General features: G+C 70.5%; 13 protein-coding genes and 1 pseudogene. 6 read left to right on the top strand and 8 right to left on the bottom strand.

Annotated elements, in window-relative coordinates:
• Positions 1-199: pseudogene (locus KUTG_RS61170) on the top strand (MFS transporter); the annotation flags it as partial.
• On the opposite strand, the gene KUTG_RS13025 reads toward KUTG_RS61170, so the two are convergent.
• Together KUTG_RS13025 and KUTG_RS13020 are read right to left on the bottom strand one after the other, a co-directional pair.
• Positions 175-960, bottom strand: a complete 786-nt coding sequence (locus KUTG_RS13025) for an SDR family NAD(P)-dependent oxidoreductase (RefSeq protein ID WP_043717063.1) — start codon at positions 958-960, stop codon at positions 175-177. The pseudogene KUTG_RS61170 and the gene KUTG_RS13025 overlap by 25 nt on opposite strands.
• A gap of 46 nt (positions 961-1,006) precedes the next feature.
• Complete coding sequence (locus KUTG_RS13020; protein ID WP_052394412.1) at positions 1,007-1,432, bottom strand: GlcG/HbpS family heme-binding protein; 426 nt, start codon at positions 1,430-1,432, stop codon at positions 1,007-1,009.
• A gap of 124 nt (positions 1,433-1,556) precedes the next feature.
• On the opposite strand from KUTG_RS13020, the gene KUTG_RS13015 reads away from it, so the two are divergent.
• On the top strand, positions 1,557-2,267 hold the full coding sequence (locus KUTG_RS13015) for a DUF6193 family natural product biosynthesis protein (RefSeq protein ID WP_043717061.1): 711 nt from the start codon (positions 1,557-1,559) through the stop codon (positions 2,265-2,267).
• On the opposite strand, the gene KUTG_RS13010 is transcribed toward KUTG_RS13015, so the two are convergent.
• The 5 genes from KUTG_RS13010 to KUTG_RS12990 all read right to left on the bottom strand — a co-directional run bounded on the left by KUTG_RS13010 (position 2,221) and on the right by KUTG_RS12990 (position 7,495).
• Positions 2,221-3,816, bottom strand: coding sequence for an ABC-F family ATP-binding cassette domain-containing protein (locus tag KUTG_RS13010; RefSeq protein WP_043717060.1), 1,596 nt, complete (start codon positions 3,814-3,816; stop codon positions 2,221-2,223). The genes KUTG_RS13015 and KUTG_RS13010 overlap by 47 nt on opposite strands.
• A gap of 187 nt (positions 3,817-4,003) precedes the next feature.
• On the bottom strand, positions 4,004-4,999 hold the full coding sequence (locus KUTG_RS13005; RefSeq protein ID WP_052394411.1) for an LLM class flavin-dependent oxidoreductase: 996 nt from the start codon (positions 4,997-4,999) through the stop codon (positions 4,004-4,006).
• A gap of 40 nt (positions 5,000-5,039) precedes the next feature.
• Positions 5,040-5,624 (bottom strand): GNAT family N-acetyltransferase, encoded by a 585-nt coding sequence (locus tag KUTG_RS13000; RefSeq protein WP_043717059.1) that lies wholly within the window; start codon positions 5,622-5,624, stop codon positions 5,040-5,042.
• A gap of 62 nt (positions 5,625-5,686) precedes the next feature.
• Positions 5,687-6,268: a hypothetical protein gene (locus KUTG_RS12995; RefSeq protein ID WP_063753513.1), complete on the bottom strand. Its 582-nt coding sequence runs from the start codon at positions 6,266-6,268 to the stop codon at positions 5,687-5,689.
• 18 nt (positions 6,269-6,286) lie between these two features.
• The gene (locus KUTG_RS12990) at positions 6,287-7,495 is read right to left on the bottom strand and encodes a trans-sulfuration enzyme family protein (protein ID WP_052394409.1); all 1,209 of its coding nucleotides are present in this window, start codon (positions 7,493-7,495) and stop codon (positions 6,287-6,289) included.
• An 83-nt stretch (positions 7,496-7,578) separates the two neighbouring features.
• Between KUTG_RS12990 and KUTG_RS12985 the strand changes: the two genes are divergently transcribed.
• Together KUTG_RS12985 and KUTG_RS12980 are read left to right on the top strand one after the other, a co-directional pair.
• Positions 7,579-8,043 carry an Lrp/AsnC family transcriptional regulator gene (locus KUTG_RS12985; protein WP_052394408.1) on the top strand — a complete coding sequence of 155 codons (465 nt, stop codon included), beginning with the start codon at positions 7,579-7,581 and terminating at the stop codon, positions 8,041-8,043.
• A gap of 43 nt (positions 8,044-8,086) precedes the next feature.
• Positions 8,087-8,842 carry an alpha/beta hydrolase gene (locus tag KUTG_RS12980; RefSeq protein WP_043717057.1) on the top strand — a complete coding sequence of 252 codons (756 nt, stop codon included), beginning with the start codon at positions 8,087-8,089 and terminating at the stop codon, positions 8,840-8,842.
• Positions 8,843-8,894: 52 nt separating this feature from the next.
• On the opposite strand, the gene argG is transcribed toward KUTG_RS12980, so the two are convergent.
• The gene (gene argG / locus KUTG_RS12975; protein WP_043717056.1) at positions 8,895-10,361 is read right to left on the bottom strand and encodes an argininosuccinate synthase; all 1,467 of its coding nucleotides are present in this window, start codon (positions 10,359-10,361) and stop codon (positions 8,895-8,897) included.
• 53 nt (positions 10,362-10,414) lie between these two features.
• On the opposite strand from argG, the gene KUTG_RS12970 reads away from it, so the two are divergent.
• Both KUTG_RS12970 and KUTG_RS12965 read left to right on the top strand, forming a co-directional pair.
• A complete protein-coding gene (locus tag KUTG_RS12970; protein ID WP_052394407.1) occupies positions 10,415-12,430 on the top strand; it encodes an ATP-binding protein in 2,016 nt (671 codons plus the stop codon).
• Positions 12,427-13,317: a hypothetical protein gene (locus tag KUTG_RS12965; protein WP_043717055.1), complete on the top strand. Its 891-nt coding sequence runs from the start codon at positions 12,427-12,429 to the stop codon at positions 13,315-13,317. Before KUTG_RS12970 ends, KUTG_RS12965 begins: the two co-directional genes overlap by 4 nt.

The raw sequence follows: 13,317 nt of genomic DNA, 5'->3' as shown, positions 1-13,317 counted from the left end.
GGCGGCGTTCCAGTACGCCTTCACGGCGGCCGGGGTGCTCGCGCCGGCGGTGGTGGCGCTGTTCGCGCTGGGACCGTGGCTGCCGTGGCTGGTGGCGCTGCTGGCAGCCACGGTCGCCGTGGCGGCAATGCCTTACCTGGCAAGGAATCTGCCGAAGGACGCTGTACGGGGCGACTACGGCAGGATCGCGTCTACGTAGCCGCCGTCGACCCGCAGGGCGCCGCCGGTGGTGGCCGAGGACAGCGGAGAGGCGAGGTAGACGACCATGTTGGCGATCTCCTCGGGCTCGATCAGCCGCTGCAACAAGGACTGCGGCCGGTGCTCGCGCATGAACTGGCGCTGGGCCTGCTCCCACGGCAGGTCCTTGTCCACGAGCTGGTAGACGAAGTCCTCGACGCCGCCGGTGTGGGTGGGGCCGGCGATCACCGAGTTGACGGTGACGCCGGTGCCGGCGGCGAACTTGGCGAAGCCGCGGGACACGGCCAGCAGCGAGGTCTTGGTCATGCCGTAGTGGATCATCTCGGCCGGCGTGGCGATCGCCGAGTCGCTGGCGATGTACTGGACCCGGCCCCAGCCCCGCTCGGTCATGCCGGGCAGGTAGGCGCGGGTCAGCCGCACCGCGGACAGCACGTTGACCTCGAAGTAGCGCCGCCACTCGTCGTCGCTGATCTCCAGCGGCGACTCCGCGCCGAAGATGCCGAGGTTGTTCACCAGCACGTCCACGTGCGGCACGGCGGCGAGCACCTGGGCGGCGCCCTCGTCGGTGGAGACGTCGCCGGGCGCCGCGACGAACTCGCCCTGGCCGGCCAGGGATTCGATGGTGGCGGCGACGCCGTCGGCCTTGCGCCCGTTGACGGCGACGGTGGCGCCGGCCCGGGCCAGTCCGGCCGCGATGGCCTGGCCGATGCCCTGGGTGGAGCCGGTGACGAGGGCGACCTTGCCGGTGAGGTCGAGGCGCATGTGAGGGGATCTCCTGTTCTGAAGGTGAGAGTCCAGCCTGATGCCGTCAGCTCGCCGGCGCGAGCCCAGCGGCCGCGGCGGTGGCGACCTTGTGGTCCTGCTCGGGGGCGCCGCCGCCGACTCCGATGGCGCCGACCAAGACGCCGTCACGACGCAGCGGCACGCCGCCGGCGATGAACAGCAGCGGCCGGTCGAGGGCGGTCGGCAGGCTGTGGAACGGGCCGTCCGGCTTGACCGCGTCGACCACGTCGGCGGTCGCGGCGTCCAGCTGGACGGCGGTGTAGGCCTTGCGGGTGCTGGTCTCGCCGGAGATCAGAAGCGCGTCCTGGTCGCGCACGAAGCCGAGCAGGTGGCCGCCGCGGTCGAGCACGGTGACGCTGACCTTGATGCCGGTCCGCTCCGCCTCGCCGCGGGCCGTGTCCAGCAGGTCGCGCAGCTCGTCGTTGCTCAGGTCGACGGGGTGGTGAGCCATGGTGCGAACGCCCTTCGTATGCTTGCTCGGTACGGAAGCCAGCGTACACAATAGTTGCAGACGCCGTCTAATGGCGTAAGCAACTTACTTGCGGTGAGCCGCGACACGGTTACCTTGGGACGGCGTGAGCGACCTGATCGACGTCGACGGCCTGCGGGCCGCGCTGGAGCACGCCTGCCCCGAGAGCGAGATCGAGACGTGGGACATGCCGGGCGGTCCCAAGGTTCGCCTGAACCGGGGCGGGCGGGCCGTGGAGGTCTTCTGGCACCGGGAGAAGTCGGCGTTCTGGACGAGCTACGGTGTCGGAAAAAGATCCCTGCGTCGAGTCCGCGCAACCGACCTGATGGTGGCCATCGACTCGGCGGCGACCTGGCTCAGCGGGGCCACGCCGCGGGAGTTCGCCGCCGCGTGGCCATTCGCTGACTTCGTCGCCATCGCCGATGCCTATGAGCGGGGCGACCGGATCGAGTACTCGTGGCAGTCAGCCCTGGTGCACGACCCCTTCGGGCTCACCGGATTCATCGCCGCGGCGATGAACGAACCCCGGCTGCGGACCATGTACCCGTTCGTGCAGATGGGCTGGATGTCGTTCCGGCCGACCGTCGACGAGTTCTTGGTGCCTGGTCCATGGGTGTCGGGGTCGAGGCAGGACGATGGCGTGTTCAAGGTGTGCTCGGTGGACCGGGACCGCTGGCACGGCGAGCCGCTCGCGGTGGGCGACGCCGAGACGGCCGTCCGCGTCGTCGTCGCGGAGATGGACCGCCTCGGCGTGCCCAGGCCGGAGGACCTCAGATCTCCGTCAGAGCACCGTCCGCCAGCCGAAGCCGGCGGGTGATGCCGATCTCGGCCAGGAAGCGTTCGTCGTGGCTGACCACGACAAACGCGCCCTGATAGGCGTTCAACGCCCCGGTGAGCTGCTCGACGCTGGCCAGATCGAGGTTGTTGGTCGGCTCGTCGAGCAGCAGCAGGTGCGGCGCCGGCTCGGCGCACAGCACGCACAGCAGGGTGGCGCGCAGGCGTTCGCCGCCGGAAAGCACCCGCACCGGCAGCTGGGACCGTTCGGCACGGAAGAGGAAGCGCGCCAACAGGTTCATCATGTCCGAGGTGGGCAGGCTGGGGGCGAACGCCCGCAGGTTGTCGGCGGTGGACAGCTCCGGATCCAGCAGGTCCAGCCGCTGCGAGAGGTAGGCCACGCGGCCGTCGGCCCGGGTGAGCACGCCCTGTGAGGGTTCCTCCAGACCGGCGGCGATGCGCATCAGCGTGGACTTGCCGACGCCGTTGGCCCCGAGCAGCGCAATCCGCTCCGGCCCACGGATCGACAGGCTCACGCCGTCGCCGGCGAACAGGTCCCGCACCCGCAGGTGCTCGCCGTGGAACACGGTGCGGCCGGCGGGAACGGTGGTGTCGGGCAACGACAAGGAGATCGTCTTGTCGTCCCGCAGCGACCGCTCCGCCTCGTCCAGTCGGGCCTTGGCGTTCTCCACCCGCTGCCCGTGCATGTCGTTGGCCTTGCCGGTGGCCGACTGGGCCTTCTGCTTGATCAGGCCGAGGGCGATGCGCGGGATGTCGCTGCCGGACCGCGCCCCGGCGCTGGCCCGCCGCGCCGCCTTCTCCCGGGCCTGCTGCATCTCGCGCTTCTCGCGCTTGAGGTCCTGCTCGGCGTTGCGGATGTTCTTCTCCGCCACCTCGCGGGCCGCCTTGACCGCCGCCTGGTACTCCTTGAACGAGCCGCCGTGCAGGGTGATCTCGCCCCGGTCCAGCTCGGCCACGCGGTCGGCCAAGTCGAGCAGCTCCCGGTCGTGGCTGACCATCAGCAGGCAGCCCTTCCAGTCCCGCAGCACGGTGTGCAGCCGCTGCCGGCCGTCCCGGTCGAGGTTGTTGGTCGGCTCGTCGAGCAGCAGCACGTCCGGCTGCTTGAGCAGCTGCGCCGCCAGCCCGATGGCGATCACCTGGCCGCCGCTGAGCGTGCCGAGACGACGGTCCAGCGCCACCTCGCCGAGGCCGAGGCGGTCCAGCTCGGCGCGGGCGCGTTCCTCCACGTCCCAGTCGTTGCCGACGGCCGTGAAGTGCTCCTCGCCGGCGTCGCCGCCCTCGATCGCCCGGATTGCCGCGACGATCGGGGCGATCTCCAGCACCTCGGCCACCGTGGGCTCGCCGGTCAGCGGCAGCGTCTGGGGCAGGTAGCCGAGCACACCGTCCACGGTGATCGTGCCCGTGCGGGGGCCGAGCTCGCCGGCGACGAGCTTGAGCAGCGTGCTCTTGCCGGCCCCGTTCGGCGCGACCAGGGCCGTCCGGCCGGCGCCGACGGCGAATGACAGGTCGTCGAACACCGGGGTGCCGTCCGGCCAGGAGAAGGACAGGTTGGAACAGACGATCTTCGGCATGGAAGTTTCTCCACCGCGAGACGGGCGCGCGTGGGCGCCCGGAAAACGAACAGGTGTGAGGGCACGACCGAGCGCGGCGTCACGTGGACACCGTTGTCGCGGGGCCGGTATCAGCCCTCGATGTCGTCCTCGACCACCATCACGGCGGTTACTCCCTGTTGCTGCGGTGTTCTTCCCAGCCAGCGTATCAGCCGGCGCGCCAGCCGAGGGCGGGGCCGAGTTCTGTGGCCATATCCGTGAGGATCTGCACGTAGTCGGCGTGCTCGAAGGTGAACGGCAGCGCGAACGCCACCTCCTCGACCTCGCGGAACGCCGCGTTGTCGTGCAGCTGCTCGGCGATCTGCTCCGAGGTGCCGACGATGTCCCGGGCGAACAGCAGGCCCTTCGGCCCGAACGGCTTGCCGAAGCGGGTCGCCCGGTTGGCCGCGTACTCCTCGTAACGGGCGCGCTGGTCGGCGCTGGCGCCGTCGGTCGGGATGACCACAAAGCCGTGCGAGACGCGGCCCTCGGGACTGTGCTTGCGGTACGTCTTGATCAGGTCCAGCTGGATGTCGTCGAAGTCGGTGCTGGACTCCGTGGCCGCCACCACGTTGCTGGTCAGGAAGTTCATGCCGTTCTCGGCGGCCCACCGGGCCGAGCGGGCGCTGCCCGCGCCGTACCACATGCGGTTGATCAGGCCCGGCGAGTGCGGCTGTACCCGGGGCGAGAACTGCTCGATGCCCTCGTTGCCGCTGAAGGTCGACACCTGCTCGCCCTGGACGCAGTCCAGCAGCCGGCGGACCCGCTGGTAGCTGAAGTCCTCGACGTCCTGGGTGTCCGGGTAGAGCGCGTCCTTGACGTCGTCGTAGTGCATCGGCGGGCCCACGCTCACGCCGGGATTGAGCCGGCCGCCGGACAGGACGTCCACCGTGGCCAGGTCCTCGGCCAGGCGCAGCGGGTTCTCCCAGCCCAGCGGGATGACCGCCGTGCCCAGCTGGATGCGGCTGGTCCGCTGGGTCGCCGCGGCCAGGAAGGCCACCGGCGAGGAGATGCCGTACTGGAGGTGGCGGTGGCGCACCCAGGCGCTGTCGAAGCCGAGCTGCTCGCCCAGCTGGATGATCTCCAGCGTGGACTCGTGGCCCCGGCGCGGATCGGCCTCGTCGAACAGGCCGATGGTCAGGAAACCGAGCTTGCGCAGCGGCACGTGAAGCCTCCCGAGGTCGTCCGTGGCCTCATTCTCCCGCTTAGTTGAAAGTTTGACAATCTGATGTGACGCAGGCGTGCAGGTGCATGTCGTGCCACCCGTCCGCGTGCTTGGCCTCGCTGCGCTTGGTGCCCTCCAGGGCGTAGCCCGCCGCCGTCGCCACCCGGCAGGACGCCTCGTTCCGCGTCGAGTGCAGCACCTCGATCCGGTGCAGGCCCAGCTCCCCGAACGCCCACCCCGACATCGCGGTCAGCGCCCGCTTCGCCGTCCGACGCCCCCTCGCCTCCGGCAGCACCCAGTACGACACTTCCGCCAAACCCTCACGCAGGTCGATCGTCCGTAGGCTGACCTGGCCCGCCACCTTCCCGTCCTCGGTGACCGCCCACCCCGCTCCCGACTCCTGGCACCACCGCCGCTCCCAGTTCTCGATGTAGGCGCGGGCCTCGTCGTCGGTCATCGTCCGGGCATGCCACCGCTGGATCCCCGGATCCGCGTACGCCGCCATTACGCTCGCGTGGTCCTCCGCCCGCCACGGCCGCAGGACCAGCCCCTCCGCGTGGATCTCCGGCTGCGTCCGCGATGCGAGCGTGCCCACCGGCAACGCTGGCGTGACAAGAGAAGGCACGCCACCGACCTTACGAGACAAATCCGTCGGAGCGGAACCGAGATTGTGAGCCATGCCCCTGTTCAGCCGGCGGGGCTGAGGTGGCGGATGCGGGCGGGGACGCCGGCGAGCAGGTCGTCGTGGGTGATGGCGAAGTCGCCGTTGGGGAAGGGCTGGCCGATGACGGCGGCGGGGAGGAGCTGGCGGAGCTTGTGGCACAACAGCAGGGCGTGGTCGGGGTAGTAGTCGGCGTAGAACGCCAGGAGATTGTCGTTGAGGCGAGGGCGTTTGCGGGACTCGACCTGGTGCAGGGCCGAAGGCAGCAGGGTGGCGTCGGCGGCGAGCACCATGGTGTAGATGTCGTGCTCGAACACCTGGACGTCGGGGGCGGCGTCCATGAAGGCGATGCCGCCGGCGGCGGCCACGGGCTGGCAGGTGCGGCCGATGCAGTCGAGGAAGTCGGTGTCCCGGCCGACGGACACCAGGTTGCCCGGCGACATCCCGACGGCCGGCAGGTGCAGGAGCATGGCGTTGGGACCGACGGCCAGGTTGGCGGCGGTGTTCTGGTACCCGAGCACGTGAACGAGCCCGTGCTCGGGATGCGTCCGGCGGTCGACGTACAGGGTGGTGCCGGTGAAGTCGGCCAACGCCGCGGCAGTGTTCAATTTTTGGGCAACATGCGGTCAGACGGTAGCCGCCAGAGCCTGCTCCAGGTCGGAGATCAGCGCGGAAGGGTCCTCGATGCCGCAGGAGAGGCGGATCATGCCGTCGTCGATACGGGCGGCGACGCGCTCCTCCGGCGTGAGGGAGAAGTGGGAGGAGTTGAAGGGCGTGCTGACCAAGGACTCGACGCCGCCGAGACTGGTGGCCTCGGAAGCGACGGTGAGGCGCCGCATCACGGCCAGCGCGCGGGTGTCGCCGCCGCGCACGGTGAAGGCGACCATGGCGCCGCGACGGTCGGGGCGCATGACCCGAGCGGCGATGTCACCCGTGGGGTAGCGGACGGACACGATCTCGGGGTTGGCGGCGAGGGCGGATGCCAGTCGGGCGGCGGTGGCGCAGGAGCGTTCGAGGCGTAGATCGAACGTCTGAATGCCGCGCCAGACAAGGAAAGCGGCATGCGGGTCGAGGCAGCCGCCGAAGGTGATGACCCGCTTCTGCACCTCGGTCACGGTGGCGGCGTCGGCGACGACCACGCCGGCGATGACGTCGGAGTGGCCGCTGAGGAACTTGGTCGCCGAGTGCACGACGACATCGGCCCCATGACGCAAGGGATTGACGGTGTACGGGGTGGCGAAGGTGTTGTCCACCACCAGCTTCGCGCCGGCGGCGTGGGACAGTCGGGCCAGGGTGGGGAGGTCGGTGAGGTCGAGCTGGGGGTTGGACAGGGTCTCTGCGTAGACGACGGTGGTCGGCGCGTCGGCGATGGCCTCGGCCCAGGCGCCGACGTCGGTGGCGTCGACCATGGTGACGTCGACGCCGAGCGCGGGCAGGTCCCGGACGAGCAGGTCCCGTGTGTCGCCATAGACCTGCCGCGCGGCGACGATCCGGCCGGGCCGGCCGAGAACGGGTGAGGCCTGGGCTTTGTCGTGGGCCGGCTGGTCGGCGGTGCCGTTGGCCAGCAGGGTGAGCAGCGTGGTGGCGATGGCCGCCATGCCGGAGGAGGTCATCAGGGCGGCCTCGGCGCCCTCAAGCGCCGCGATCTCGGCGGCTGCGGCGTCCACGGTGGGGTTGGCGAACCGGCTGTACCAGTGCTCCCGCAGCCCGCCCTCCTGAATGTCCTTGTACGCCAGGTCGTCCAGGTAGAAGGTGGCCGACTGGTAGATCGGCGGCACCACCGGGCGGGTGCGGGCGAGGTATCCGGCGGACTTGGCGGGCCTGGCGTCGCTCATGGACCCGACATTACGGGCCGTGAAGGCGGATTTGGTGGCGTCTCCCGCTGTGAAAACGCGATTTCGTAGCGGATACTCCAGCCATGGACGCGATCGACCGGATTATCCTCGGCGAGCTGGTCCGGGACGGCCGGCTGAGCTTCCGGGACCTGGCCGCGCGGGTGCGGCTGAGCCCGACGGCCACGGCCGAGCGCGTGCGCCGGCTCACCGAGGCGGGGGTGATCGGCGGCTGCCACGCCGAGATCAACCTCGCCGCCCTCGGCCGCCCGCTCAGGGCGTTCATCGACGTGCGCCTGCGTCCCGGCCCCGACCACGCCGAGCTCGAAGACCACCTGCTCGACCTGCCGGCGGTGCTGTCCGGGGCGCACGTCACCGGCCGCTGGGACTACACCCTGGTCGTCGCCTGTCGTGACGTGGCGGAACTCGACGAACTGGTCATGGCCCTGCCGCGCGACTACGGCGTCGTCGAAACCGACACGCGCCTGCAACTGAGGGAACTCCGCGGTTCGGGTGTCGAAGCTCTCTGCGCGCTGGTGGAGTCGAAATGATTTGGTAAGAACTCCGAGCGCGGCCCCGAGTACCTTCGGGTCCATGGATCGACGCCATTTCTCCAAGCTCCTGGCCACGGGGACCGCAGTTGCCGCACTGGGCACCGGAACCGCGTATGCGACACCTAGGGCCAAAGGCAACGTGGTTCTCGTGCACGGCGCCTACGCCGACGGCTCGTGCTGGGCCAAGGTGATTCCGATCCTCCAGGCGGCCGGTGTCACCGTCACGTCGGTGCAGAATCCGCTGACCTCGCTGGACGACGACGTCGCCGCCACAAAACGGGCCCTCGACCGGCAGAGCGGCCCGACCGTGCTGGTCGGCCACTCCTACGGCGGCTCGGTCATCACCCAGGCCGGCGACCATCCGCTGGTCAGCGAGCTCGTCTACCTGTCGGCCCGCGCCCCGGCCGAGGGTGAGGACTACGCGGCACTGGCCGGCCGATTCCCGACGCCGCCCGCGAATGCCGGCCTGGTGTTCACCAACGGCTTCGGCGGTCTCACGGAACAGGCATTTCTCACCGACTTCGCCAACGGGGTGCCGACAAAAGACGCCCGCGTCCTCTACGCCGTGCAGGGGCGAATTGCCCAGACGCTCTTCGCCGGCCGCACGACAACGGCGGCCTGGCGGACAAAGCCGTCCCGCTATCTCGTCACGACCGCCGACCGCACTACGGCGCCGGAATTGCAGCGCTTCGTCGCGAAGCGGATGAATGCCGTCACGAGCGAACTGCCGACCGGGCACCTGTCCTTCGTGGTGCGCCCCGATGCCGTGGCCAAACTGATCCTGCAAGCCCTGTAGACGAAAACGCCGGGAAGGCCAGCAGGCCTTCCCGGCGTCCGGGGGAGAATGCTCAGTCGGTGCCGGATTCCATGGCCGCGAGGTCGAGCATCTCGTCCTCCTCGGCCACGCTCAGCGCGGAGGCCTCGCCGCGGGCCGCGATGGCCTCGGCGCCGCCTTCGGGCATGGCCCCGATCAGGCCGGTCGCCGCCGCCTGCGCCGCGCCGAGCAGCTGCACGGGGTGGGCGTTGCCGACCATGCCCAGGCCCGCGTACTGCTCCAGCTTGGCGCGGGAGTCGGCGATGTCCAGGTTGCGCATGGTGAGCTGGCCGATCCGGTCCACCGGGCCGAACGCGGCGTCCTCGGTGCGTTCCATGGACAGCTTGTCCGGGTGGTAGCTGAAGGACGGGCCGGTGGTGTCGAGGATGGAGTAGTCCTCGCCGCGCCGCAGCCGCAGCGTCACCTCGCCCGTGATGGCCATGCCGACCCAGCGCTGCAGCGACTCTCGCAGCATCAGCGACTGCGGGTCCAGCCAGCGGCCCTCGTACATCAGCCGGCCCAGCCGACGGCCCTCGTTGTGGTAGCTGGCCACCGTGTCCTCGTTGTGGATGGCGTTGACCAGCCGCTCGTAGGCCGCGTGCAGCAGGGCCATGCCGGGCGCCTCGTAGATGCCGCGGCTCTTGGCCTCGATGATCCGGTTCTCGATCTGGTCGGACATGCCCAGCCCGTGCCGGCCGCCGATGGCGTTGGCCTCCAGCACGAGGTCGACGGGCGTGCCGAACTCCTTGCCGTTGATCGTGACGGGCCGGCCCCGCTCGAAGCCGATCGTCACGTCCTCGGGCGCGATCTCGACGGCCGGGTCCCAGAACCGCACGCCCATGATCGGGTCGACGATCTCGATGCCGGTGTCGAGGTGCTCAAGGGACTTGGCCTCGTGGGTGGCGCCCCAGATGTTGGCGTCGGTGGAGTAGGCCTTCTCGGTGCTGTCCCGGTAGGGCAGGCCGTGCGCGACCAGCCACTCGGACATCTCCTTGCGGCCGCCGAGCTCGGTGACGAAGTCGGCGTCCAGCCACGGCTTGTAGATGCGCAGCGACGGGTTGGCCAGCAGGCCGTAGCGGTAGAACCGCTCGATGTCGTTGCCCTTGAAGGTGGAGCCGTCGCCCCAGATCTGGACGTCGTCCTCCAGCATGGCCCGCACCAGCAGGGTGCCGGTGACGGCGCGGCCCAGCGGCGTGGTGTTGAAGTAGGCCCGGCCGCCGGATCGGATGTGGAACGCGCCGCACGACAGCGCGGCCAGCCCCTCCTCGACCAGGGCGGCCTTGCAGTCGACGGCTCGGGCGATCTCGGCGCCGTACTGGTGGGCACGGGCGGGCACCGACGAGATGTCGGGCTCGTCGTACTGGCCGATGTCAGCGGTGTAGGTGCACGGGACGGCACCCTTCTCGCGCATCCACGCGACCGCTACCGAGGTGTCGAGGCCGCCGGAGAAGGCGATCCCGACACGTTCGCCGACAGGGAGGGAAGTGAGCACCTTGGACACGTTCGGAAATATACATCCCGATGCATGATCATGCAACGCGGTAGATTCGGGCCGTGGACAGAGGGGGCGCGCACAACGAGGTGACGGGCTCGCCGTCGGCGCCGTTCGTGCTGGCCGGCGTGGTCAACGGCGACATCGTCTTCAGCCAGCCGGACGCCCCGGTGCCCCGGCAGCTGCCACCCGCGCCGCGGTGGTTCACGGCCCGTGCCGCGGAACTGGCCCTATTGGACGCCGCGGTGTCCGCGGACGGGCCGGTGCTGGCGGTGATCGTCGGGGCCGGCGGCATCGGCAAGACGTGGCTGGCGCTGCACTGGGCCCACCGCAACCTCGATCTGTTCCCGGACGGCCAGGTCTTCGTCGACCTGCGGGGCATCGCGCCGGCCGGGCAGTTCCTGCCGCCGGCGGCGGTGCTGCGCTGCGTGCTGGACGCGCTCGGAGTGCCGCCAGCGGCCGTGCCGGTGGATTTCGAGGCCCAGGTCGGAAGGTTTCGCAGCCTGGTCGCCGGCAAGCGGATGCTGATCGTGTTCGACAACGTGCGGGACGCCGAGCACGTGCGGGCGGCCCTGCCGGCGACCCCGGGCTGCGCGGCCCTGGTGACCAGCCGGAACCAGCTTCGAACCCTGGACGCCTCGGTGCGGGTCCGGCTCCGGGAGCTGACCGACGACGAAAGTGTCGACCTGTTCGAGCGACGGTTGGGGCGGTCGCGCCTGGACGCCGAGCCGGCGGCGGTGCGCAGCCTGGTCGCCGACTGCGCGGGGCTGCCGTTGGCGCTGGGGATCGCGGCCGGCCGTGTGGCCGATCGCCTGGAGTTCCCCATCGAGGTGTTCGCCCGCGAGCTCCGGGCCAGCCGGCTGCCGGCGCTGGACGAGCTGGAGACGGTGCTTTCGTGGTCGTACCAGGCTCTTTCGGTGGAGGAGGCCGCGGTCTTCGCCCTGTTGGGGCTGATTCCCGGCGCCGATGCGGGCATCGCGGCCATTGCCTGTCTGACGGATCGGCCGGGTGTGCTGACGGTTCTTCGTGCCCTGGAACGGGTTTCCCTTGTGCACGAGCATGTGCCGGGCCGATGGCAGCTGCACGACCTGGTCCGGCTGTACGCCCTGTCCCAGTTGGACGATGTCGAGGATGCCCTCGACCGGTTCGTCGGCTACTACGTGCGGACCGGGTATGCCGCCGATCGGGTGCTCGATCCACGGCGGGTGCCCATCGGCGTCACGTCGGAGGCCCGCTTCGAGGATCGGGCGGCGGCCCTGGCGTGGTGCGAGGCCGAACATGGCTGCCTGCTGGCGTTGCAGCGGTTCGTGGCCGAGCGGGGACGGTTCGTCGATGCCTGGCGGCTGGCCTGGGTGATGCACAGCTTCCACTGGCAGCAGGGGCTTGTACGGGACCAGGCCGGCACGTGGCGGGTGGCGCTGCGTGACCGTTTGGACGATTCGTCGGCGGCCCTGGCGCGCCGGCTGTTAGGGTCCGCCCTCGTCCGGACGGGGGCCGTCGCGGACGCGCTGACACTGTTGGGGGAGGCTTTGGCTCTGTATCAAGGCATCGGCGACCGTTTGGGCGAGGGACACGCGCACCGGTCGCTGGCCCGGGCCTGGCGTGAGGCCGGAGACACGTCGCGGGCATTGGAGCACGTGACCCTGGCCAAGGCGGCCTATCGGGACGTCGACGCGGCTCTGGACATCGCCGACGCGCTGGAACTCCAGGGCCGGTACGAGGCGGAGCTGGGCCATGTGGACGATGCTCGGACAGCGTGCCTCGCTGCACTGGATCTGTATCGGCGCAACGGAAACGTCGACGGTGAGGCGACCGCGTCGGACGGTCTGGGGCACATCGAGCAGCGGGCCGGCCACGTCGATCTGGCCGTCGGACACTACGAGCGGGCCCTGGCGCTGTTCGACGGCCGGCACGCCTACCACCTGGCCGAGACTCTCGACCGGTTGGCCGAATGCCGGTCGCTGCTCGGGGATGCCGCCCGGGCGCGGCGATCCTGGGAGGCGGCCCTGGCCCTGTACGAGAACCAGCAGCGCGGGGCCGACGCCGAGCGGGTTCGCGGCCGATTGGACCAAGCGTGATCACCGCCGACAGCTTCCCGACTCCCGATCTCTCCCTACGCTCCGGCGATCCCGTTCAGCTGCAACGGGTCCGGGCGTTCGGCGGCGAGCAGGCCGCGGCGGCCGAGGCCGCGCGCAAGCGGTTGGCCGACGGCTTTGACGTCGCCGACCTGCGGGCCGTCCACGCCGATCTCATTCGCTGGCGGCACGATCTCGCTCTGCGCGCACCCGCCCGCATCGGGCAGGGGTTGGCCCTCGACGCCTCTCGTTTTGTGACCTCGCTTGAGGACGGCGGCCCGAACTACGACCGCCTCGGCTACCTCGGCCGCCTCCGCCACGGCGCCACCTGGGATCCTGAGACTCAGACCTTCCGTGGCGGCAACGAAACCCCGGCCTCTCGGATCATGCTCCGTTACGGCCGGGCCGTGCACGACCGCTTTTCCCGTGAGCACAACGATGGTGACGTGTTGGTCAACGCTGTCACCCTCCCCGACGGCACCGTGCTGACCGGCAACCGCCTTGTCCGCGGGGCCGAGGCCGCGCGCATCAGCGCCGCCCTGGTTGCCCGCCTGGCCGGCCGTGGCCGTGACGTCTCTCAGATCGAGATCGGCGGCGACCCCTGTTACGCCGTCTCCGCCGAGGATTCCGCGCGGGCGAGGCTGTTCTCCGCCGCGCTGACCCTCCTCGTCGCCGAGCGGTCGCTGGCGGCCTGGCAGGCCGCCCGCTACCTGCTCTACCAATCCCCGCAGACCAAGAAGGGCAGCGACGCCGTCACCCGGGTCTTCCTCGTCGCCGTCGGATCGGTCCTGTTAGGACAAGCGCCGATCCTCGACCAGGATGTCGACCTGCGCTGCGCCGTCCTCGGCCAGCGGGCCGCGACCGTGCTGCCGGGCGATCCGCCGGAATGA

This window comes from Kutzneria sp. 744, assembly GCF_000568255.1.
In the GTDB taxonomy this organism is placed as follows: Bacteria; Actinomycetota; Actinomycetes; order Mycobacteriales; family Pseudonocardiaceae; genus Kutzneria.
The sequence above is the reverse complement of the archived record's forward strand: the minus strand, read 5'-3'. Positions and strand labels throughout refer to the sequence as shown.

Excerpts from the sequence above, each read along its gene's own strand:
- KUTG_RS13010 (WP_043717060.1), bottom strand. The coding sequence starts at position 3,816 with ATGCCGAAGATCGTCTGTTCCAACCTGTCCTTCTCCTGGCCGGACGGC.
- KUTG_RS12990 (WP_052394409.1), bottom strand. The coding sequence starts at position 7,495 with ATGAGCGACGCCAGGCCCGCCAAGTCCGCCGGATACCTCGCCCGCACC.
- KUTG_RS13020 (WP_052394412.1), bottom strand. The coding sequence starts at position 1,432 with ATGGCTCACCACCCCGTCGACCTGAGCAACGACGAGCTGCGCGACCTG.
- KUTG_RS12985 (WP_052394408.1), top strand. The coding sequence starts at position 7,579 with ATGGACGCGATCGACCGGATTATCCTCGGCGAGCTGGTCCGGGACGGC.
- KUTG_RS12980 (WP_043717057.1), top strand. The coding sequence starts at position 8,087 with ATGGATCGACGCCATTTCTCCAAGCTCCTGGCCACGGGGACCGCAGTT.
- KUTG_RS13025 (WP_043717063.1), bottom strand. The coding sequence starts at position 960 with ATGCGCCTCGACCTCACCGGCAAGGTCGCCCTCGTCACCGGCTCCACC.